Raw genomic sequence first — 20,770 nt, 5'->3', positions numbered from 1 at the left:
TACTACGTCGCGGCCAAGCGCTGACGACGCGCCTCACGCACCCCCGGCCGCCCTCGCCAGCCGCGTCGGGGGCAGGTATTCGCGCACGAACGTCCGCTCCCAGCACGCGCCCGTCTCCCGCAGCTCGCGCCAGGTCGTGTAGCGGTAGCGGAACAGCCGGGCGCGGACGAAGCGCGGCGGTTCGTCGGCCGGGAAGGGGGAGCGGCGCAGCAGCCTCAGCGTGTCGCGGTCGTTCTCCAGCAGCCGCTCCACCAGCGCGCCGAACCACGCTCCGGCGTAGGCGGGGGAGAGCGCCGCGAACCACATCAGCCAGTCGAGCCGCAGATGGTACGGGGCGAACTGGCGCGGCCAGCGCCGGGGATCGCCGGGCTTGCCCTTGAACTCGTACTCGCGCCAGTCGGAGTCCTCGCGCGCCACCGGGTCCGCCGTGCCCTCGATCACGATCTCGTACCGGACCCGGTTGACGCTGCCGAACGCGCCGTAGGTGTTGACCAGGTGCAGCGGGTCGAAGGAACGGTTCATGACCTGGCGGCGGGAGACCATGTTCAGCACCGGCCGGTGGCTGAGGAACGCGATCAGCGCGGCCACGGCCAGGACCACGACGACGAACCAGAGCGGCGCGCCGGGCGCGGAGGGCGACTCGCCGGGGAAGCGGATCGCCGACAGGGCCAGCACGATGGTGATCCAGTTCAGCCAGGAGAAGTTCCCGGACAGCACCAGCCACAGTTGCGTGACGGCCATCAGCGCGGCGGCGGCCGACGCGATCGGTTGCGGGGCGAACAGCAGGAACGGCACCACGAGTTGCGTGACGTGGTTGGCGGCCACCTCCACCCGGTGCAGCGGCCTCGGCAGACGGTGGAAGAACCAGCTCAGCGGGCCCGGCATCGGCTGGGTCTCGTGGTGGAAGTCCAGACACGTCAGCTTCCGCCAGCACGCGTCGCCGCGCAGCTTGATCAGGCCCGCGCCGAACTCCACCCGGAACAGGATCCAGCGCAGCAGGAACAGCACCACGACCGGCGGCGCGACCTCGTCGTTGCCGAGGAACACGGCGAGGAAACCGACCTCCAGCAGCAGCGACTCCCAGCCGAACCCGTACCAGGTCTGGCCCACGTTGACGATCGACAGGTACAGCGCCCAGGGGACCAGCCACAGCAGCATCGCGCCCCACAGCGGCAGCAGAAAGTCCAGCCCCGCCAGCAGGGCCGCCGACACCGCGCACCCCGCCCAGGCGCAGCAGGCGAAGAAGCGGTCGGAGTAGTGCAGCCGGAACAGGCTCGGCGCCTGCCGGAACGACGTCCGCTCCACGAACCGCGGCACCGGCAGCATCCCGCGCTCGCCGATCAGCGCCCGGAACTGGAGGGCCGCCGTCAGGAACGCCACCAGGTACACGGCGGCCAGCGCCCGCTGGAAGACCAGCCGGCTCAGCCAGTAGTCGGATGCGGTGAACCAGTCCACGCCCGTGCGCTCCTCTCCTGCCCTCGTCACCGCGCGTCAGCGTCTCTTCCGTTTGCGTGACCCGAGCGAGTGAAGCAGACAATAGTGAACGAACTGCCCGGACGAGTCGGGAGAACACGGTGCACAGACCCACCGGAGCCTTCGGCGCGGCCTGCGCGCTCCTGACGACGCTGCTCGTCGCCGGGTGCGGCGTCGTCGGCCAGATCGCCCGGCCGGGGGACCAACGCGCCGCGCGGTACGACGCGCCGTCCGGCGCGGGACTCGTCCTCCTGCCGGCCGCGGCCCGCGGACCCGGCCCCTTCACGGACGCCGCGGCCACCTCCCCGGCTACCCCGCCACCGCTCACCCGAACGCCCCCGGCCGCGCGCCCCCGTTCCGGCGCCGACCCCGCGGCAGCCCTCACTGGCGTACGCCGCCACTCCGGCGGCACGCCCGGCCTCTACGCCGGTCGCCGGCGGGCCGCCGACTGCGACGTCGACCGCCTGCCGACCGCGGACCCGGACAGGGCGCGCGCCTTTGCCGGGGCGGCCGGGATCGTGGAGGCGGCGATCCCGGCCCACCTGCGTGCGCTCACCCCGGTCGTGCTGCGCGCCGACACCCGCGTCACCGGGCACGGATACCGCGCCGGCCGGGCCGTGGCGTACCAGGCCGCCCTCCAGGCGGGCACCGCCGTGCTCGTCGACACGCGGGGCGTCCCGCGGGTGCGCTGCGCCTGCGGCAATCCGCTCGCGCCGCCGGTCCCGACGCGGAGCGCCGTCGGCGGCGCGGCCGGGACGTGGGCGGGGTACCGGCCGGAGCGGGTCGTCGTGGTGACGCCGGCGCCCCGGGCCGTCGGGACGTTCACGATCGTCGACATCGACGACGGCGCGTGGGTGGAGCGCGAGGTGGGGGCGGACGTGCGGCACGACCGGGTGATGCCGGGGCCGTACGGGGCGGAGCGCACGGACCGGGCGGCGAGCCCGAGCGTGGGCGCGAGCCCGGCCGAGGACCGGTCGGCGGCGGACGCCCCGGACCCGGCCTCGGAGCCCTCGGAACCCTCGGAGTCCTCGGAACCCTCGGACCCCGAGGAGCCGCCGGTGCTCGCCGACACCGCCTCGGGGTCGCCGCGGGAGCCGGGTGGTCCTGCCGATCCCTCCCGGGCGGCGGACGACGGGGCCGGGGTCCCGGAGCCCGCGGACGCCGCGGACGCCGTACCAAGGCCGGAGGCCGGGGCGGGCGACGCGGGACCCGCGACCGTACCGGACGCGCCCGACCCGCCCGACGGCGGCGGACTCGTCCCCGACGCCCCCGACGAGCCCGATGGCCCGGACGGCGACGGCGACGGCGGCGGCGGCGATGGCGCCGGCGAGGCGGACGGCAGCATCTTCGGCAGCCCGACCGGCGTGTTCGCCGACTGACGCGCCGACCCGTGTCACCGAACCGGCACCGACGTCACCGACGTCACCGGTCAACGAGTACCGGTCCGGTCACCGGTCCGATCCGACCCGGTCGAATATCCGGGCAAATACTGGCAAGGTGGGCGCATGGTTGATCGGGGAGCGAGCGCCCAGTCACTCCCGGACGACTGGCCCGCCCACGCCGATCCGATTCTGGCGCTCAACCGCATGGGCAGCTTCGACTGGGATCTGGACGCCGGGCTGTTCCACATGGACGCCCAGGCGCACGAGATCTTCGATCTGCTGCCCGGCGAGTTCAACGGCCGGCCGGAGGGCCTGGCCGTCCGGGTGCCGCCGACCGAGAACCAGCGCCTGGACGCCATGGTCGCCCAGGCCATCAAGGACGGCAGCGAGAACTACGCCGCCTACTTCCGCGTCCGCCGCCGCGACGGCACCCTGCGCTGGACCCACACCCACGGCTACATCCGCCGCGACGCCTCGCGCCGGCCGACCAGGATCATCGGCATCGTCCGCGACGCCACCGAGGAACTGAGCGACCCGGCGACCCACGGCGTCATGGTCCCGGCCGACACCCGCCTCGACCGCACCGACGTCATCCAGGTCACCACCGCCGCCCTCGCGCACGCCCGCACCGTCCAGGACGTCATCGACGTGCTCAAGGACACCTACGGCGTCACCCACCTGGGCGCGACCAGCCTGGTCATGGGCCTGGTCGAGGCCGGACGGATCCGGCTGGTCGCCGAGGGGCCCGAGGGCAGCTTCGTGCCGGGCACCCTGGTCACCCGGATCGACGAGCCGTACCCGATGAGCGAGGTCGTCCGCACCCTCACCCCCCGGTTCATCGAGTCGCCGGAGGAGTTCGCCCGCGGCTACCCGATCCTGTGGCCGCACCTCACCGACCTGCGCGTCACCGCCGCCGCCTATCTGCCGCTCATCGTCCAGGCGCGGCCGATCGGCGCCATCGGCCTGCTCTACAACGACCGCAGCGGGTTCACGCCCGAGGAGCGCAACATCCTCGTCGCGCTCGGCAGCAGCATCGCGCAGAACCTCCAGCGGGCGATGTTCTACGAGCAGGAGAAGGACCTCGCCACCGGCCTCCAGCAGGCCATGCTCCCGCGCACCATCCCCAGCGTCCCCGGCGCCGACGTCGCCGTCCGCTACCGCTCGGCCTCCCTCGGCCGGGACATCGGCGGCGACTGGTACGACCTGATCCCGCTCCCCGGCGGGCGGGTCGGGGCCGTCATCGGAGACGTCCAGGGCCACGACACGCACGCCGCGGCCGTCATGGGCCAGCTGCGCATCGTGCTGCGCGCCTACGCCGCCGAGGGCCACACGCCCGCCGCGGTCATGGCCCGCGCCTCCGTCTTCCTGCACGAGCTGGACACCGACCGCTTCGCCACCTGCCTGTACGCGGAGGCCGACCTGGCCACGGGGGTGGTCCAGGCGGTGCGGGCCGGTCACATCGATCCGCTGATCCGCGACGACGCGGGTGACTGCCGCCGCGTCCCGGTCGCCGGCGGTCTGCCGCTCGGGCTGTCCGCCGAGTTCGGCAGTCTGGAGTACCCCGTCGCCACCCTCGAACTCGACCCCGGCGACACGCTCCTGCTCTGCACCGACGGCCTGGTCGAACAGCCCGGCACCGACCTGGACGACGGCTTCCGGGAACTCACCGCCCTCATGGCCTCCGGCCCCCGGGACGTCCGCCGGCTCGCCGACGTGCTCATCGGCATGGCCGACGAACGCGGCGGCGACGACGACGTGGCGCTGCTCCTGCTGCGCCGTCGCGGGCCGGACACCCCGCAGACCGGCGGACGCCTCCAGCAGCACGTCGCCCCCGGCGACCCGGAGGCGCTGCGCGAGGCCCGGCACATGATCCGTGCCGCGGCCCGCGCCTGGGGCGCGGCCGACCGCGTCGACGACGTCGAACTCGTCGCCGACGAGCTGATCACCAACGCCCTGATGCACACCGAGGGCGCCGCCATCCTGACCCTGCGGAACCTCACGGGGGGCGAACGCCGGCTGCGGGTGGAGGTGGAGGACTCCTCCAGCGCCCTGCCGCGCCGCCGGGAGGCGGGGGAGTCGGGGGTCTCGGGGCGCGGCCTGCTCCTGGTCGACCTGCTCGCGCAGGTGTGGGGCGTGGAGGCGCGCGGCGGCGGCAAGTGCGTGTGGTGCGAGTTCGCGGTGCCGGACGGAGACGGGGACGCGGACCGGGACGGGGACTGAGCCCGCGTGGCGGGGGCGGCGCGCAATGGCCACCCTGGACGTATGCCGGAACTTCCCGAGGTCGAAGCGCTGAAGGACTTCCTGACCGAGCACCTGGTCGGGCGGGAGATCGTCCGGGTGCTGCCGGTCGCCGTGAGCGTGCTCAAGACGTACGACCCGCCGCCGGCCGCCGTCGAGGGCCACGAGGTCGCCGAGGTGCGCCGGTACGGCAAGTTCCTCGACGTCGGGACCGCCGGCGGCCCGCATCTGGTGACCCATCTGGCCCGTGCGGGCTGGCTGCACTGGAAGGACCGGCTCCCCGACGGCCCGCCCCGCCCCGGCAAGGGCCCACTGGCGCTGCGCGTGGCCCTGGACACCGGCGCCGGCTTCGATCTCACCGAGGCCGGGCACCAGAAGCGGCTCGCGGTGTACGTCGTGCGGGACCCCCAGGAGGTGCCCGGCGTGGCCCGGCTCGGCCCCGACCCGCTCGCCGCCGACTTCGACGCGGCCCGCCTCGGCGCGCTGCTCGCCGGAGAACGCCGGCAGATCAAGGGCGCCCTGCGCGACCAGAGTTTGATCGCGGGCATCGGCAACGCCTACAGCGACGAGATCCTGCACGCGGCGCGGATGTCGCCGTTCAAGCCGACCGCCTCCCTCACGCCCGAGGACGTCGAGCGGCTCCACGCGGCGCTGCGCACCACCCTCGGCGAGGCCGTGGAGCGCTCGCGAGGGCTGGCCGCCGGGCGGCTGAAGGCGGAGAAGAAGAGCGGCCTGCGCGTCCACGGCCGCACCGGCGAGCCCTGCCCGGTGTGCGGCGACACCGTCCGCGAGGTGTCCTTCAGCGACTCCTCGCTGCAGTACTGCCCCACCTGCCAGACGGGCGGGAAACCGCTGGCGGACCGGCGGCTGTCCCGGCTGCTGAAGTGACCGTCGGGGGGCGGTCCCGGGCGTTGAGGCGACCGCCCACGGGTCAGCCGTTCGGCGGGTGCCACTCGAACATGAGGATGGTCGCGTCGTCCCGCAGCCGGCCGGGGTTGGCGTCGAGGATCCAGTGGATCAGCCGCCGCAGGATCTCCGGGGCGAGTTCGCCGGTGGCGCTGGCCCGGATGACGTAGTCGGCGAACCGTTCCAGTCCGAACAGACTGCCGTCGTGGGTGCGCGCCTCGGTGACCCCGTCGGTGTACATCAGCACCCGGTCGCCGGGCTGCAGGGCGATCTCGTGGACCTGCCGGGACCGTCCGGCCAGCAGCGCCGGCAGGCCCATCGGCGGGTCGGCGTCCCGTTCCATGGCGTCCACCAGCAGCCGGTGGTCCCGGATCAGCAGGGGCGCCGGATGTCCGCAGTTGCACCACCGCAGCAGGCCGTCGGTGAGGTCGAGCCGGGCGACGACGCCGGTGCAGAACCCGTCCGGCAGCCAGGACGACAGCGCGTCGTCCACGCACTTCACCAGCTCGGGCAGCTCGGTGCCCACACGCCGGGCGTTGCGGCACGCGGCCATCGCCACCGAGGTCGTCAGCCCCGAGGCCAGGTCGTGCCCCATGGCGTCGAAGACGCAGGCGTGCAGGGCCGTATCGGTCAGCGAGTGGTCGAAGGCGTCGCCGCCGAGGTCGTAGGCGGGCTCCAGCACGGCCGTGGAGACGACGTGCGCCGTGCCGATGGTGCGCGGCGGCAGGAAGGCCCGCAGCATCTCGGCGGGCAGGCGCATGGGCTCGGTGCGGGTGCGCCGCACGAACGTGTCCTTGTACGCCCGCTTCGAGGTGATCATCATCGCCAGCAGGGTGGCGAGGCTGCGGCTGCGGCGCAGGATGACGGGCGTGAGCGCCGGGGTGTGCACGGCCAGTACGCCGAGCCGTTCCACGCCGTCCAGCAGCGGAAGCCACACGGTCAGGCCGGTGGTCTCCGACTCCTCCACGCGCAGCGACTGGGTCCGGTAGCACCAGCCGGCCAGCGAGCCGTCGACGGGCAGCGGGACGGCCGCCTCGCTCAGCGGCATCAGCACGCGCTGCTGGACGTCCACCAGATGGACAACGCAGTGCGGGAGACCGAGCGCCCTGGAGCAGCGGGCGACCGCGGTGTTCAGGTCCAGCGCGGCGTTGCCCGGGTCGGCCAGGAAGTCCTCCAGCAGCCCGTCGCCGGTCTCCGCAGCCGTCACCTGATCTCCCCTCGCCGGCGCCGGTTCGGCCCACCGGCAGTCTCACACCGGCCCCGGCGCCCCGCCCGCCGGGAGGGGCGGCCGGGTCAACCGCGCCGGCGCCGGCGCGCGGGGCGGCCCCCGCCGTGCCCGCGTCCGAGTGGGGCGGGAAGCGGTCGGACGCGGGTCTAGCGCGGATCGAGGGCCACGAGTCGTTCCCCCGTCGCCGTGCGCACCTCCCAGCGGTCGATCTGCGCAGGGCGCAGGGCCGCGCCGCCGTGTGCGGTGCGGAGGCGGGCGTCGTGGCGGGGGGCGGTCCAGGTGGTGACGGTCTGTTCCGAGCCGTCGCGGCCCACGGCGACCAGATGGCAGACGCGGGGGCCGGCCGCGTCGCGCACGTCCAGCCGCACCCGGCTGCCCCACGCCTGGTCCTCGGCCGTGACCCGGGCCCACACCCCGGAGCGCTCGTCGGTCGCGGAGATCCGGTGGGCGCGGCCGCCGCCCTGCGCCATCACCGCGACGGCCGGGACGGCGACGGCCAGGACGGCCGACGCGGCCACCGCGCACAGCAGTCGCCGGCGTCCCGCCCGCCGCCGCGCCGCGACCTCGCCGAGCAGCCGGTCCAGCAGCCGGGGCCCGGGGCCCGCCACGGGGTGCACGACCCGCGGCGTCGCCCGCCGGTAGAGCATCAACTGCCGTGCGGCGAAGCGAAGTTCCGAAAGCCGCACGGCACAGCCGGGACACCCGGTCAGGTGGTCCTCGAAACGGAAGGCGTCCGCCTCGTCCAGCACGCCGAGCGTGTACGCGCCGACGTCGCGATGCCTCTCCAGGGACCTCATGCCGCATCCTCGTGCCGTGGGGTGGGAGTCACTTCGTTCATCCACCCGTACGCACCGCCACGCGGAATCACTCACGCCGTATTCCGCATCGCGACCCGAACGATTCCGCGCGGCCCCAGTGGAGGACCGGCCGGCGACGGGAATTCCCCGCGGCCGTCCGAGCGGTCCGGCGGAGGACCGGCACGACACCCGGCGCCGGGTCAGAACAGATGGATCGCCAGATGCCCCAGGGGCAGGCCGAGCTGCCACGCGGGCGTCCACACCTTCGGCCCGTCCTCCTCGCCGATCACCGCACCGCCGCCCGGCACCGCGTTCAGGTCGGGCGCGAGCAGTTCGGTCTCCCGCAGCCAGCGCCAGGCCGCCTCCGCCAGCTCCAGGTCCGGCGCCGGGCCGCCCGACTCGGCGGCCCGCTGCGCGAACCGGGCCATGCGCTCGCCCACCCAGTCCTGCCACGGCTGGTCGTACGCCGTCAGCGCCAGCCAGGTCTCCAGCTGGGAGACGACCTCGATGCCGGGCCCGCCCCCGGTGTCGGCCAGGAAGACCGTCAGCGCCAGCGCGTCGCGCCCGGCGCGGAACTCGAAGGACGTCGGCGGCATCAGATCGCCGCTGCGCAGCAGCTCGTCGGCGATGTACTCGGCGTACAACCAGGCCATCGGGACGGTCAGTTCACCGCCGTCGGCCCCCTCCGTGCTCTGCTCACCTCTGTGCTGCATCCCTTCCTGCCTTCCTCCGGTGCGTGGCGCGTGGCCCGACCCCGGGTCCTGGTCCGGAACACGGATGAGGACAGCCGATTACCCCATGGGGGTCATCGGCAAGGCACTTTACGGAGGCTTGACCCGGCTGTCGGTTTCACCGCAGGTCGGCCGCGTAGCCCGGAAGTACCCGGCGCAGGGCGCGCAGCGCGTAGTACGCGCGGGACTTCACGGTACCGGGCGGAATGCCCAGGGCCTGGGCGGCCTCCGCCACGCTCGCCCCCTGGAAGTACATGAGCATCAGGACTTCACGGTGTTCGGGAGTGAGAGTCTTCACAGCCTCGCGCACGTCGACGGTGGCCGCCGACCGTTCGGCGTGGTCCGCGCACACCCGCGCGTTCTCCAGGATCGCGTCGCCGACCTCCGGCGGGCGCGCCTGCCGGGCCCGCCGTGCGTCGATCGCGAGCCGCCGCCCCACGGTCAGCAGCCAGGGGCGTACGGAGTCGAACGCGTCGGCGCGCAGCGCCTCGGGATGCTGCCAGGCGCGTACCAGGGTCTCCTGCACAAGGTCCTCCGCCCGCTGCCGGTCGCCGTCGCACAGACGCAGCAGCAGGGCGAAGAGCGGTCGCCCGTGCTCGCGCTGCAGCGCGGCGAGCTCGTGTTCGGCGGTCGTCCCGTTGGTCATGGTGGTTCCGGCCGTCATGGCCGTATGTCACCCCAGGGAGCCGTATCCGGACAGAGCGCGCACACGGTGCTGCGACGGACGGTCGAAACCGTCGATGAACGGTTCGATGAACGGTTCCGGGCCGCCGCCCGCGCACACCGGACGGGTTAAAGGGGCCCCTGGGGCAGTTTGGCCACGGCTCCAACTTCGTACCTATTTGTGCGTAAATACGACTGCATTGGGGTGAGCTGATGTTCGTATCCATCGCACGCAGACGGCAGGCGGCCCTCGCACTCACGGCCCTGCTCGCCGCGGCCGCCGCCTGCCAGGCCCGGAGCGAGGAACCGCCCGCCGCGCGGGGCCGTCCCGCCCCCGCCCCGTCCGCCGAGGCCTCCGCCGAGGCGCGCGGGTTCACCCTGGTCGCCTCCGGAGACGTCCTCCCGCACACCTCGGTCATCGAGCAGGCGGCCTTCGACGCCGGCGGCCGGGGCCACGACTTCGGGCCGATGCTCTCCGGCATCCGGCCGGTCGTTTCCCGCGCCGACCTCGCCCTGTGCCACATGGAGACCGTCTACGGCGAGGCGGGCCACTACACCGGCTACCCCCTGTTCAAGTCCCCGCCCGAGGTCGCCCTGGCGCTCGCCGAGACCGGCTACGACGGCTGCTCCACCGCCTCCAACCACAGCCTCGACGACGGCGCCGACGGCATCCGCCGCACCCTGGACGCCCTCGACCGGGCCGGCGTGCGGCACGCGGGGTCGGCGCGCACCCCGGCCGAGGCGCACACCCCGACGATCATCCCGGCCGGCCCGGCGCGCGTCGCCCACCTCGCCTACACCTACGACACCAACGGCCACCCCCTCCCCGCCGACCGGCCCTGGGCCGTCAACCTGATCGACGGGACCCGGATCGTCGCCGACGCCCGCGCGGCCCGGCAGGCGGGCGCCGACGTGGTGGTCGTCTCCCTGCACTGGGGGACCGAGTGGCAGGACGAGCCGGACGAGCGGCAGCTCTCCCTCGCCCGGTCGCTCACCGCCGCCGCCACCCGGGGCCGGCCGGACATCGATCTCATCGTCGGCACCCACGCCCACGTCCCGCAGGCGTACGAGAAGGTCAACGGCACCTGGGTGATCTACGGGATGGGCGACCAGATCGCCGGCGAGATGACCAACCACCAGCGGCTGCCCGACCCGCGCGGCAACCAGTCCACCGTCGGCCGCTTCACCTTCGCCCCGCCCGCCCGGCCCGGCGAACGGTGGCGGGTGACCCGGGCCGAGTTCGTGCCGCAGTGGTTCGACGTCGACGCCGGCCGCGTGGTGAACCTCAACTCCGCGCTCGCCGAGGGCGCCGACCTCACCGCCGTGCGCGACCGCATCCGGCGGGTGGTCCTCAGCCGGGGCGCGGCCGAGGACGGGCTGGTCATGGGGCGATGACAACCGCGCCGGGCCCTCCCGGCCGACGGGCGAGGCATGGGCCGCACGGGTGCTTTCGCACCGCCGCCCCGGTGTCGTTGTGGTGCGTCGGGTCCGCGGTGGGCGACTGATGAGTCATGACGAAGGACCAGTTGCCGACGCGGCGCCGTGCCCTGCTCCTCGGCGCCGGCGCCCTGGGCGCGGCCGGGACGTGCGGGCTGCTCGGCCTGGGCACGGGCGGCGGGCAGGCCCCCGCCCCGGCCGCCGGGCCCCCGGCGCGCCGCCCGCTCAAGCCCTCCGCCCACCGACTCCAGCCCCTGGCCGGATACGGTCCGCCCGCCGCCGCCCCCACCCGCACCCTGGTACGCCGCGCGCCGCTGCTGCGGATGTCCGGCGCGGGCCGCACCATCGTGCTGACCTTCGACGACGGCCCCGACCCCCGCTACACCCCCGACGTCCTGCGCACCCTGCGCGCCTACGACGTGCGCGCCATGTTCTTCGTGTGCGGGGAGATGGCAGCCGCCCGCAAGGACCTGATCGCCGAGATGGCGGACGACGGCCACGTCGTCGGCAACCACACATGGTCCCACCCCCTGCTCATCCGGCTCGGCCGCGGCCGGATCCGCTCCGAGATGGAGCGCACCAGCGACGTCGTCGAGGATGCCTGCGGAGAGCGCCCCCGCTGGTTCCGCGCACCCTACGGGGCCTGGAACCGGGCGGCCTTCCAGCTCGGCGCCGAACTGGGCATGGAACCCCTCGCCTGGACGGTCGACACCCTCGACTGGACCGAGCCCGGCGCGCGCACCATCGCCGAACGGGTGGAGAACGGCGCCGCCCCCGGAGTGGTGGTGCTCTCGCACGACGCCGGAGGCGACCGCTCACAGAGCGTACGGGCGCTGCGCGACTATCTGCCGCGCCTGCTGGACGACGGCTACCGCGTCACCGTGCCCCGCCGGCACCGGCCGTGAGCGTCCGCACGGCCCGCGCCCGCCCGGCCGGGGCCCGCTCAGCGGACCTCGACCAGGCGGGCGAAGACGACCACATTGCCGTCGTAGCCGTTCTGCTGGGAGAAACCGCCGCCGCAGGTGATGACCCGCAATTCGGCGGCACCCTTGGAACCGTAGACCCGGTCCCCGGGGAAATTGTTCTTCTCGAACACCTCGACGCCGTAGATCTCGAAAACCGTCGTCTTCCCGTCCTGCCGGGTGATCTCCACCAGGTTTCCCCGCTTGAGCGCGCCCAGACCGTAGAAGACCGCCGGGCCGCGCTGGTTGTCGACATGGCCGACCACCACCGCGGTGCCCTTTTCACCGGGCGCCACCGCGCCGGTGAACCAGCCCGCCAGATTCGGGTCCTCCGGCGGCGGCGCGTCCACCCAGCCCTCGGCGTCCAGGCCCACCGGCATCATCGGCGCGTCGACCTGGATGGCGGGAATCCTGACCCGGTCGGGCACCGAGTACGGCAGCGGCTGCGGGGCGTTGAGGAAGGTGTCCGGGGTGGTGCCGGCGTCCGCGGCGGCGGCCGGGGCGGGCTGCGGCGGCCCGACGTCGAACTCGCCCGAACCATTCCGAATGAGCGCGAGACCGGTCAGCAGAACAAGCGCTATCACGCCCCACGGGGCGCGCCTCCTCCGCCGCTCCTCCTCTTCGGCCAGCTCGGCAACAGACATTCGGCAATCCCCTCTCGACGCGGCCGTCGCCACGTCATTCGCGCATGACAGAACGCTAAGCGCAGCGCCGGGAACCGGCGACGGGGGCGGAGACGAACGGGTGGCCGCTGCGGCCTTCGGGTGCGCCATCCGAGTTGCCGCGCACAGAAATTTCCTGACGGTCCGTGACCTGCGACAATATCCGATTGTGTGCTTTTCGCCCGGCGTGTTGTCTCACTAGGACGGACCATTCCCGACATGCGGGCGCGTCCCGGGCGATCGAGGGTCGTTGCGGGAGACGCTTTCTCGCCGATCGACCGGGGACGGGTCCCGGGGCGTCTTCCGCGGAGGATGACATGCGCAACTCTCGTGCCCTGGCGGTCTCTGCCGCCGCGGTCGCCGCCCTCGGGCTCGCCGCCCCGGCGGCCGTCGCGTGGGACACACCGAGCAACATCGTCGCCCTGCCCAGCGTCATCGCCCGCGGCGGCCAGCTGACGGTCACCGTCGACGGCTGCCCCAAGGGCGGCACCATGACGTCCGGCGCGTTCTCGACCGCCACCCTGACGCCGATCCACGGAGCCAACGAGACCGCGAAGGGCACCGCCACCATCCACAGCAACGCCCGTCCGGGCTCGTACGACATCACCGTCAACTGCTCCGGCCGCACGCTGACCCGCCCGGCCGCGTTCACCGTCATCGGCGGCGTCCGCGGCGGTCTCGGCGGCAGCAGCTCCACCGGGGCGACGCCGACCGACATGGCGATCGGCGGCGGCCTGGTGGCGGCGGCGGTCGTCGGCGGCGGGCTGTTCTGGATGCGCCGGCGCTCGGAGCGGCACACGCTCTGAGGCCGCAGCTGTCTTCCCTTCGCACGTCGACATCGCACGCACGCTTCGACCTCGCACGCCGCACAGGCCTTCGCCCCGGACCCCGTGAGGGCCGTCCGGGGCGAAGGCCTGTGCGGGGCGCCGGGGTTCGAGGGTGTGTCAGGAGCCGGCGTCCCCGCCGGCCCCCGGGGAGGGGCGTTCAGCCCCCGGCCCCGGGGAAGAGCGTGAGGAACGGGTCGGCCGTGGCCGTGATGCCGCGGCTGTACGGCGCGTCGAAGTCCCAGATCAGAAAGAGGATGAACGCGATCAGCGCGGAGAACAGCGCGGCGAGGATCAGCTCGCGCGGGGTGCGCCGGATCTGGAGCGCCAGGATCATCCCGATCGTGATCACGGCCCCGATCACCAGCCCGAACCACACCACGCCCGGCATGGTCGGTCCGGTGGCGTTGGCCCGGCCGGTGCGCGCCTGGTCGGCGGCGGCCACCTGGTCGACCAGCGGCTGGTATGCCTGGGCCTCGAAGTCCGTCCTCGGCTCGTAGTCCGTGACGCCGGCGCGGATGCGGTCCAGCAGTTCGGCGCCGCGCTCGGTGACCTCGCCCTTGTCGGCCATCGCCTTCCACTCGTCGGTCACGACGTGTCCGACATAGGTGTTGACGTCCTCCCTGATGCGGTTGCGCACGTCGGCCGGGTAGACGCGGACCCGCTCGGAGATCTCGTGCAGCGCCTGGGCCTCGGCCTGCACATGGTCCTGGGCGACGTTGCGGGCCTCCCAGACGCCCGCGATGGCCAGGCCCAGCACGATGGCGTAGATGACGCCGATCCACATCGTCATGTACTCGATGACGTCGGGCGTCTCCGAGGGGTCCTCGTCGTCGGAGGCCGAGCGGTGCCGCAGCAGGGTGATGACCACCACCAGGGTGCAGGCGGCAACCATCGCGAGGGTGAGAACAAGCCATTCCGGCAACGGGATCCTCCGGGGATCTGGGGCCGGCCGTCAGCGCGGCCGCAGTGCGGCGACGGCGACCAGCGCGGGCACGGTGATCAGCAGGACGTGGGTGAGGGGGGAGTGGCCGCGGCCGCGGGTGCGGGTGCGCGGGGCCGTGCGGTACTCCGGGTAGCTCACGGGGGACGCCGAGGGGCGGGGGGCGGGCGAGGGCGACGGGGACGGCGCCGGGGCGGGCGGTGGCGTCGGTTCGGGGCGCGGTGCCGGCGTCGGCCGGGGGGTCGTGGAGGGCGTGGGGGCCGGTGGCGGGGGTGGTGCCGGGCGGGCCGCGGGCGGCGGGGGCGGTGCGGGGGCCGGTGTCGGCCTCGGCGGCGGGGGCGGTGGGGCCGGCGGGGGAGACGGAGACGGGGTGGGGGTCGGCTCGGGGGGAGTCGGGGTGGGGGTCGGGGTAGGGGTGGGCGTCGGTGTGGGCGTCGGGGGCGGCGTGGGGTGGGGGCAGCCCGGAGGGGGCGGCCAGGTGCGGCTCCCCGCGACGGACACCGCCTCGGTGCCGTCCGGTCCGGTCGAGGCGTGGGCGCACGCGTCGGCCACCGCGACGCCGGCCGGGGCGCCGGCGAGCGCCCAGGCGAGCGCCAGGAGGGCCAACAGCCTTGTGGGCAAAGGCGAATGGGTCGGTCGGCAACCATGCACGATGCCGAGCATGGGCCGTCGCGGGTCAGGCCGTGGGCGGGCCGCGGTGGATTGGTCCGAACGAGGGAAACGCCGCTCTCGGGGTTGCCAGGGACAACTCGGTGTTGTCAGGGAGAGCGCGGGGTCGTCGGGGAGAGGGCGGGACCGTGCGGGAGAAGAAAAAACCGACGCGGTTGAACACGCCGGCCGCCCCCGCCCGTACCCCTGGTCGTGCGACGGCCCAGCAGGGCGCCGCGACACCTTGCGATGATCGGGGAGTTGAGATGAAGACCTCCTGGCGGAGCGCCTCTGTCGTGGCGAGCGCCGCGGCAGTGCTGGCGCTGACAACGGCGTGCGGTCAGGACAGCGCCGACGGGCCGGCCGGCCAGAACGCCGGCGCCACGGCGCCGGCCGGCGGATACGGCGGCACGGGCATCGGCGCGGGCACCGACACCGGCGCGGGCGCCGCGCCCGGAGAGCAGAACGCGGCCGCCCAGGCCGCCCCCGCGGGCGAGCTGGCCGTCGCGGCCGACCCGCAACTCGGCGAGCTGCTGACCGACGCCGGCGGACGCACCCTCTACCGGTTCGACGAGGACACCGCCGAGCCGCCCAGGTCCACCTGCGACGGCGACTGCGCCACCGCCTGGCCGCCGGTCCCCGCGGACGACGCCTCCGCCGGCGAGGGCGTCGACCAATCGCTGCTCGGCGAGGTCACCCGGTCCGACGGCACCAAGCAGCTCACCGTCGGCGGCTGGCCGGCGTACCGCTTCGCCGAGGACGTCGACCCCGGCGACACCAAGGGTCAAGGGGTCAACGGCACCTGGCACGCGCTCGCGCCCGACGGCAAGAAGGCCCGGCTCGCCGACCTGCCGGGGCTGTCCACCCGCGAGGACCCGAAGCTCGGCGAGATCGTCGTCGACCGAGACGGCAACACCGTCTACCGCTTCCTCGAGGACGAGGCCTGGCCGAAGCCCGTCTCGGCGTGCACCGGGGCATGCCTGGACAAGTGGCCGGTCGTCGCGCCGGTCGAGGCGGCCGACACCAAGGGCGTGGAGAAGAAGGGACTGATGAGCTTCACCCGGCCCGACGGCGCCGGGCAGCAGACGATCGACTGCTGGCCCATCTACACCTTCGCCGGGGACGAGAAGCCCGGCGACACCAACGGCCAGGGTGTGGGCGGCACCTGGTTCGCCGTGGCGCCCGACGGAAAACCGGTCGGCGCGCCCGCGAAGGGTCGGTAGCCACCCCGCCGGAACGGCTCCCCGGCCGGCCTCTCCCCGTGCGCCTCCCCCCGCGGCCCGCCCCTGCGCTCCCCTCGCAGGAGGCGGGCCGTTTTTGTCGGAATGCACCAGCACGATCCGGAACTCTCGGGCAACTCCCCGAGGCACATGCGCCTCGCTCCGCGCCGCGCGACGATTCGGTACGAGCCACAGGCAGTGACCGGGAACGGACGGTCAATTTCCGTTTCGGCTCGCTCCTTTGGCGGACGATCAGTAGCCTCTGCTCGAACACCGGATCGCCTACGCCTTGGAGAAGTAGATGGAGCGTCCCGCCTGGGCCCCCCGGAGCATCGACATCTCGGTGCCGAGCGTTTCACGCATCTACGACTACTACCTGGGCGGTTCGCACAACTTCGAGGTCGACCGGGAGGCGGCCCGCAAGGCCATGGAGTTCATGCCGGGACTCCCCAAGATCATGCAGGCGAACCGTGCCTTCATGCGCCGCGCCGTGCGGTTCGCGGTCGGCGAGGGCGTCACGCAGTTCCTCGACATAGGCTCCGGCATACCCACCTTCGGCAACGTCCACGAGGTGGCCCAGGCCGCCCATCCCGGCGCCCGCGTGGTCTACGTCGACCACGACCCGGTCGCCGTCACGCACAGCCAGGCGGTCCTGGAGGGCAACGCCGACGCCGACGTGCTCGCCGCCGATCTGCGCAAGCCCCAGGAGATCCTGTCGAGTCCCACCGTGGAGCGGCTGCTGGACCTCGACCGGCCGGTCGCCCTGCTGCTGGTCGCGGTCCTCCACTTCGTCGAGGACGCGGACGACCCCTACGGCGCGGTCGCGCAGTTGAGGGACGCGCTGCCGCGCGGCAGCATGCTGGTGCTCACGCACGCCGCCTACGACGGCATCCCGCTGCCGCCCGAGCGGGCGGGCGGCACCGTCGACGTGTACAAGAACATCCGCAACCCGCTGATCATGCGCTCGCGCGACGAGATCGCGCGGTTCTTCGAGGGGTACGACATGGTGGAACCGGGACTGGTGCCGCTGGCCGCCTGGCGGCCGGAGACGGCGCCCGAGGACGAGGACCCCTACGCGTTCTCCGGTTTCGCGGGTGTGGGGCGTACGGCGTGAGCGCGGAACCGGACGGGCCGGAGGACAGACTGCGCCGGTTCGCGACGATCTGGAGCCGGGCCGTGTACCCGGTGACGGCCTCGTCGCTGACCCGGCGCGAGTTCGAGGAGCAACTGCTGCCGCTCGCGCGGCGGCTGAGCGTGGCCCTGCGCGCCCGCGGCTTCGACGCGGCGGCCGGCCGTGAGGTCGGCGCCGCGCTGGTCGAGGCGCACTGCACCGACCCGGAGGCGCTCAGCCGCAGCCTGGACTGCGTCGACGCCTACCTGGTGCTCTACTGCGGCGGCAGCGGTCCCCAGGAGGACCTGCGGGCCCGCTCCTCCCGCCTCCAGCACGCCATGGCCGCCGGGTACGCCCAGGCGCTGCGCGAACGCACCCTCGCCGAGCAGGAGTCCATCGCCCAGGCCGCGCTGCGCGCCCAGGGCGTGGTGGCACAGGCCCTGCACAGCAGCGAGGCCCGCTTCCGCGCGGTGTTCGAGGGCGCGGCGATAGGCATCGGCATCGCCGACCTGGACGGCAACGTCCTGGAGGCCAACGACGCCCTGATGCGCATGTTCGGCGGCACCGAGCACAACGTCCGCGGCCGCAACGTCCGCGAGTGGACGCACGCCGAGGACGCGCCGCAGGTGTGGCGGCTGTACGAGGAACTGGTGCGCGGCGAACGCGACCACTACCACGTGGAGAAGGCCTACTACCGGCCCGACGGCACCGCCCTGTGGACCAACCTCACCGTCTCCCTGCTGCGCGACGCCGACGGCAACCCGCAGTACCAGCTGGCCCTGATGGAGGACACCACCGAGCGGCGGCTGCTCAATCTGCGGCTGCGCTACGAGGCCACCCACGACGCGCTGACCGGCCTGCCCAACCGCACGCTGTTCTCCGAGCGGCTGGAGAAGGTCCTCGCCGCGGGCGACGGCCGGCGGTTCGGGCTGTGCTACCTCGACCTGGACGGCTTCAAGACGATCAACGACAGCCTCGGCCACGCGGCCGGCGACCGGCTGCTCGTGGAGGTCGCCGACCGGCTCCAGGCCTGTGCCACCGCTCCCGGCGAGATGGTCGCCCGGCTCGGCGGCGACGAGTTCGTGGCGCTGACCACCGGCCCCGACTCCCGGCGCGAGGTGGAGGAGCTGGCCGCGCGGATCATGAACGCCCTGCTCGCCCCGATCAGCGTCGACGGCCGGGAACTGACCGTGCGCGGCAGCATCGGCATCGTCGAGGGCGCCGCCGGCGAGCGCACCGCGGCCGAGGTGCTGCGCAGCGCCGACATCACCATGTACCGGGCCAAGTCGGCGGGCGGCAACCGCTACGAGACGGCCGACGCCGAGGCCGACGCCCGCGCCATCACCCGGCACGGGCTGACCACGGCGCTGCCGACCGCCCTGGAACGCGGCGAGTTCTTCATCGAGTACCAGCCGCTCGTCCACCTCGGCGACGGCAGCGTGCGCGGCGCGGAGGCGCTGGTGCGCTGGCTGCATCCGCAGCACGGCGTCCTCGGGCCCGACCGGTTCATCCCGCTCGCCGAGCACACCGGGCTGATCGTGCCGCTGGGCCGCTGGGTGCTGGAGCAGTCCGTGCGCCAGGCCAAGGCGTGGCGGGAGCGGCACGCCGGCCCGCTGCGGATCAACGTGAACCTCTCGCCGTGCCAGCTCACCCACCCCGGTCTGGTCCAGGACACCGTCGACATCCTGGACGCCGAGGGCGTCACGCCGGACGCGCTGTGCCTGGAGGTCACCGAGTCGGCCCTCATCGGCGCCGACGACGACCTGCTCAAACCGCTGCGCCGACTCGCCGAGATGGGCGTCGACATCGCCCTGGACGACTTCGGCACCGGCTACTCCAACCTCGCCAACCTGCGCCGCCTGCCGGTGAGCGTCCTCAAGCTGGACCGCTCCTTCACCCAGGGCATGCAGCAGTTCCCGGCGGACCCGGTGGACCTCAAGATCGTCGAGGGGATCGTTTCCCTCGCCCACAGCCTGGACCTCACGGTGACGGTCGAGGGCGTGGAGACGGGCGCCCAGGCCGAGCAACTGCGCCTCCTGGGCTGTGACACGGCCCAGGGCTGGTACTACGCCCGCCCGGGCCCCCCGGACCGGCTGCACCAGCTGGCGATGGCGGACACGCGGGCGTAGCGCGGTCCGCCCCGGGGCCGCGCCACCGGCGCGCCGGGCCTTGCAGTGCGCGCCGGGGGTGCGCCGAGGCGCCGTCGGTCGTCGAGGCGCCCTCCGACGTCCGTGCCCCCGCCGACGCGCCGTCGGCCGCCGTGACGCGGGGCGACGGGAGTGTGCCGGGCGCCGTCCGTGGCGGGGCGCCCGCCGACGTGCCGGGCGTGCCGCCGTGCCGCGCACGGACTTGCCGTGTGTCGCCCGATGCGCCGTCGGCCGCCGTGACGCGGGGCGACGGGAGTGTGCCGGGCGCCGACCGTGGCGGGGCGCCCGCCGACGTGCCGGGCGTGCCGCGCACCGACGACTCGCCGGTGCTGCCGATGTGCGCCGCGCCCGACGACATGCCGGGCGCCGAGGCGCCGTACGCCGGACCACGACGCCGTACGCCGGCCCGGCGGAGGAACGGCGGCGTCGGCCCCGTCACCGCTCCAGCAGCATCCGCTGCAGCTCCCGCGCCGCCCGCGGCGGCGCCACGTCGCTGCGGTGCGCCAGCGCGATGGTGCGATGCAGCCCCGGCCGCGCCAGCGGGGTGACCCGCAGCCCCCGCCCCGAGCGCGCCGCCACCATCCGCGGCACCACCGCCAGGCCCAGCCCCGCCCGCACGAACCCCAGCACCGCGTCCATCTCGCCCCCCTCCACCGCGAAGTCCGGCTCGAACCCCTCCGCCCGGCACGCCGCCACGGTCAGCTCCCGCAGGTCGTAGCCGTGCCGGAACATCACCAGCCGCTCGCCCTCCAGATCGGCGATCCGCACCGTGCGCCGGCCCCGGCCCGGCCGCGGCGTCTCCGGCGACGACACCACCACCAGGTCCTCGCGCAGCAGCTCCACCGTGGTCAGCGCCGGCGACGGCGTCGGCAGCGGCAGCACGACCAGGGCCAGATCCAGCGCGCCGCGCGCCAGGTGCCGTACGAGATCGTGCGAGCCGCCCTCCTCGATCATCAGCCGGATGCCCGGATAACGGTCGTGGAAGGCGCGCAGGACGTCCGGCAGCAGACCGGTGCACAGACTGGGCGTCGCCCCGAGCCGCACCCGGCCGCGCCGCAGCTGCGCCAGCTCCTGCACCTCGTGCCGGGCCGTGTCCGCGTCGGCGAGGATGCGCCGGGCCAGCGGCAACAGCGCCTCCCCGGCGTCGGTGAGGGTGATGTTGCCGCGGGCCCGCAGGAAGAGGTCCGCGCCCAGCTCCCGCTCCAGCGCCCTGATCTGCTGCGAGAGTGACGGCTGCGCGACGTGGACGAGTTCCGCGGCACGGGTGAAGTGCCGGGTCTCGGCGACCGCGACGAAGTACTGGAGCTGCTGGAACTGCACCCTCGCATCATAGGCCCGCCCTATCGAATCAAGCCGGACCATGTCTTGGACCGATGGGGTTTCTCCCCCCTAACGTCT

The 20,770-nt window shown here is 74.0% G+C and carries 18 protein-coding genes; 9 read left to right on the top strand and 9 right to left on the bottom strand.

Annotated features, from left to right (window positions below; translation table 11 throughout):
- Positions 1 to 33: 33 nt before the first annotated feature.
- Positions 34 to 1,455, bottom strand: a complete 1,422-nt coding sequence (locus ABZY13_RS11040; RefSeq protein ID WP_356629190.1) for a lipase maturation factor family protein — start codon at positions 1,453 to 1,455, stop codon at positions 34 to 36.
- A gap of 119 nt (positions 1,456 to 1,574) precedes the next feature.
- Between ABZY13_RS11040 and ABZY13_RS11035 the strand changes: the two genes are divergently transcribed.
- From ABZY13_RS11035 to ABZY13_RS11025, 3 genes are all read left to right on the top strand, one after another.
- Positions 1,575 to 2,852, top strand: a complete 1,278-nt coding sequence (locus tag ABZY13_RS11035; RefSeq protein WP_356629094.1) for a DUF6777 domain-containing protein — start codon at positions 1,575 to 1,577, stop codon at positions 2,850 to 2,852.
- 126 nt (positions 2,853 to 2,978) lie between these two features.
- Positions 2,979 to 5,075: a SpoIIE family protein phosphatase gene (locus ABZY13_RS11030; protein WP_356629092.1), complete on the top strand. Its 2,097-nt coding sequence runs from the start codon at positions 2,979 to 2,981 to the stop codon at positions 5,073 to 5,075.
- A 42-nt stretch (positions 5,076 to 5,117) separates the two neighbouring features.
- Entirely contained in the window at positions 5,118 to 5,981 is an 864-nt protein-coding gene (locus tag ABZY13_RS11025; protein WP_356629090.1) for a DNA-formamidopyrimidine glycosylase family protein, read from the top strand.
- A 43-nt stretch (positions 5,982 to 6,024) separates the two neighbouring features.
- Here the strand turns inward: ABZY13_RS11025 and ABZY13_RS11020 are convergent, their stop codons facing one another.
- From ABZY13_RS11020 to ABZY13_RS11005, 4 genes are all read right to left on the bottom strand, one after another.
- Complete coding sequence (locus tag ABZY13_RS11020) at positions 6,025 to 7,206, bottom strand: PP2C family protein-serine/threonine phosphatase (protein ID WP_356629088.1); 1,182 nt, start codon at positions 7,204 to 7,206, stop codon at positions 6,025 to 6,027.
- Between the two features lie 167 nt (positions 7,207 to 7,373).
- Positions 7,374 to 8,024, bottom strand: a complete 651-nt coding sequence (locus ABZY13_RS11015) for a zf-HC2 domain-containing protein (protein WP_356629087.1) — start codon at positions 8,022 to 8,024, stop codon at positions 7,374 to 7,376.
- 200 nt (positions 8,025 to 8,224) lie between these two features.
- Positions 8,225 to 8,737, bottom strand: coding sequence for a hypothetical protein (locus ABZY13_RS11010; RefSeq protein ID WP_356629085.1), 513 nt, complete (start codon positions 8,735 to 8,737; stop codon positions 8,225 to 8,227).
- Positions 8,738 to 8,873: 136 nt separating this feature from the next.
- On the bottom strand, positions 8,874 to 9,419 hold the full coding sequence (locus ABZY13_RS11005) for a sigma-70 family RNA polymerase sigma factor (protein WP_356629083.1): 546 nt from the start codon (positions 9,417 to 9,419) through the stop codon (positions 8,874 to 8,876).
- 212 nt (positions 9,420 to 9,631) lie between these two features.
- On the opposite strand from ABZY13_RS11005, the gene ABZY13_RS11000 reads away from it, so the two are divergent.
- Positions 9,632 to 10,813, top strand: a complete 1,182-nt coding sequence (locus ABZY13_RS11000) for a CapA family protein (RefSeq protein WP_356629081.1) — start codon at positions 9,632 to 9,634, stop codon at positions 10,811 to 10,813.
- A 116-nt stretch (positions 10,814 to 10,929) separates the two neighbouring features.
- Positions 10,930 to 11,760, top strand: coding sequence for a polysaccharide deacetylase family protein (locus ABZY13_RS10995; protein ID WP_356629079.1), 831 nt, complete (start codon positions 10,930 to 10,932; stop codon positions 11,758 to 11,760).
- A 38-nt stretch (positions 11,761 to 11,798) separates the two neighbouring features.
- On the opposite strand, the gene ABZY13_RS10990 is transcribed toward ABZY13_RS10995, so the two are convergent.
- Complete coding sequence (locus tag ABZY13_RS10990) at positions 11,799 to 12,461, bottom strand: class F sortase (RefSeq protein WP_356629077.1); 663 nt, start codon at positions 12,459 to 12,461, stop codon at positions 11,799 to 11,801.
- A 335-nt stretch (positions 12,462 to 12,796) separates the two neighbouring features.
- Between ABZY13_RS10990 and ABZY13_RS10985 the strand changes: the two genes are divergently transcribed.
- On the top strand, positions 12,797 to 13,285 hold the full coding sequence (locus ABZY13_RS10985; RefSeq protein ID WP_356629075.1) for a hypothetical protein: 489 nt from the start codon (positions 12,797 to 12,799) through the stop codon (positions 13,283 to 13,285).
- A 178-nt stretch (positions 13,286 to 13,463) separates the two neighbouring features.
- Here the strand turns inward: ABZY13_RS10985 and ABZY13_RS10980 are convergent, their stop codons facing one another.
- On the bottom strand, positions 13,464 to 14,228 hold the full coding sequence (locus ABZY13_RS10980; protein ID WP_356629073.1) for a hypothetical protein: 765 nt from the start codon (positions 14,226 to 14,228) through the stop codon (positions 13,464 to 13,466).
- Positions 14,229 to 14,258: 30 nt separating this feature from the next.
- A complete protein-coding gene (locus ABZY13_RS10975; protein ID WP_356629071.1) occupies positions 14,259 to 14,387 on the bottom strand; it encodes a hypothetical protein in 129 nt (42 codons plus the stop codon).
- A 773-nt stretch (positions 14,388 to 15,160) separates the two neighbouring features.
- Between ABZY13_RS10975 and ABZY13_RS10970 the strand changes: the two genes are divergently transcribed.
- From ABZY13_RS10970 to ABZY13_RS10960, 3 genes are all read left to right on the top strand, one after another.
- On the top strand, positions 15,161 to 16,117 hold the full coding sequence (locus ABZY13_RS10970; protein ID WP_356629069.1) for an SCO0930 family lipoprotein: 957 nt from the start codon (positions 15,161 to 15,163) through the stop codon (positions 16,115 to 16,117).
- A gap of 298 nt (positions 16,118 to 16,415) precedes the next feature.
- On the top strand, positions 16,416 to 17,228 hold the full coding sequence (locus ABZY13_RS10965; RefSeq protein WP_356629067.1) for an SAM-dependent methyltransferase: 813 nt from the start codon (positions 16,416 to 16,418) through the stop codon (positions 17,226 to 17,228).
- Entirely contained in the window at positions 17,225 to 19,354 is a 2,130-nt protein-coding gene (locus tag ABZY13_RS10960; RefSeq protein ID WP_356629065.1) for an EAL domain-containing protein, read from the top strand. The genes ABZY13_RS10965 and ABZY13_RS10960 overlap by 4 nt, the downstream gene beginning before the upstream one ends.
- A gap of 453 nt (positions 19,355 to 19,807) precedes the next feature.
- Here the strand turns inward: ABZY13_RS10960 and ABZY13_RS10955 are convergent, their stop codons facing one another.
- Entirely contained in the window at positions 19,808 to 20,692 is an 885-nt protein-coding gene (locus tag ABZY13_RS10955) for a LysR substrate-binding domain-containing protein (protein ID WP_356629063.1), read from the bottom strand.
- Positions 20,693 to 20,770: the final 78 nt, after the last annotated feature.

This window comes from Streptomyces sp. NPDC006610, assembly GCF_040611575.1.
In the GTDB taxonomy this organism is placed as follows: domain Bacteria; phylum Actinomycetota; class Actinomycetes; order Streptomycetales; family Streptomycetaceae; genus Streptomyces.
Note: the sequence above shows the minus strand (reverse complement) of the source record. Positions and strands in the feature narration are given on the sequence as shown.

Bases quoted from the DNA above. Each gene is read 5' to 3' on its own strand.
- ABZY13_RS11025 (WP_356629090.1), top strand. From the start codon at position 5,118: ATGCCGGAACTTCCCGAGGTCGAAGCGCTGAAGGACTTCCTGACCGAG.
- ABZY13_RS11030 (WP_356629092.1), top strand. From the start codon at position 2,979: ATGGTTGATCGGGGAGCGAGCGCCCAGTCACTCCCGGACGACTGGCCC.
- ABZY13_RS10970 (WP_356629069.1), top strand. From the start codon at position 15,161: ATGAAGACCTCCTGGCGGAGCGCCTCTGTCGTGGCGAGCGCCGCGGCA.
- ABZY13_RS11010 (WP_356629085.1), bottom strand. From the start codon at position 8,737: ATGCAGCACAGAGGTGAGCAGAGCACGGAGGGGGCCGACGGCGGTGAA.
- ABZY13_RS11015 (WP_356629087.1), bottom strand. From the start codon at position 8,024: ATGAGGTCCCTGGAGAGGCATCGCGACGTCGGCGCGTACACGCTCGGC.
- ABZY13_RS11005 (WP_356629083.1), bottom strand. From the start codon at position 9,419: ATGACGGCCGGAACCACCATGACCAACGGGACGACCGCCGAACACGAG.
- ABZY13_RS10990 (WP_356629077.1), bottom strand. From the start codon at position 12,461: ATGTCTGTTGCCGAGCTGGCCGAAGAGGAGGAGCGGCGGAGGAGGCGC.
- ABZY13_RS10965 (WP_356629067.1), top strand. From the start codon at position 16,416: ATGGAGCGTCCCGCCTGGGCCCCCCGGAGCATCGACATCTCGGTGCCG.
- ABZY13_RS10995 (WP_356629079.1), top strand. From the start codon at position 10,930: ATGACGAAGGACCAGTTGCCGACGCGGCGCCGTGCCCTGCTCCTCGGC.
- ABZY13_RS10985 (WP_356629075.1), top strand. From the start codon at position 12,797: ATGCGCAACTCTCGTGCCCTGGCGGTCTCTGCCGCCGCGGTCGCCGCC.
- ABZY13_RS11000 (WP_356629081.1), top strand. From the start codon at position 9,632: ATGTTCGTATCCATCGCACGCAGACGGCAGGCGGCCCTCGCACTCACG.